The organism is Agrobacterium sp. DE0009 (genome assembly GCF_007680755.1).
In the GTDB taxonomy this organism is placed as follows: domain Bacteria; phylum Pseudomonadota; class Alphaproteobacteria; order Rhizobiales; family Rhizobiaceae; genus Agrobacterium; species Agrobacterium tumefaciens_B.
This window is the reverse complement of sequence record NZ_VEIU01000064.1, coordinates 1-212: the sequence shown is the minus strand read 5'-3', so window position 1 is coordinate 212 and position 212 is coordinate 1. Positions and strand designations below refer to the sequence as shown.

1 rRNA gene is annotated in these 212 nt (G+C 48.6%); it reads right to left on the bottom strand.

The features are described 5' to 3' along the window. Positions 1-212 (bottom strand): 23S ribosomal RNA (locus tag FS804_RS24835); the annotation flags it as partial.

Genomic DNA, 212 nt, shown 5'->3' with positions numbered 1-212 from the left:
CCTTTCCTGCAGGTACTTAGATGTTTCAGTTCCCTGCGTTCGCTTCTTACACCCTATGTATTCAGGTGCAGATACCTTATCACAATGCTTGGAAACCCAAGCCGTCAAAGACGGTTTGGATTTTCCAAGCATTTAAGGTGGGTTGCCCCATTCGGAGATCCATGGATCAAAGCTTATTCGCAGCTCCCCACGGCTTTTCGCAGCGTATCACG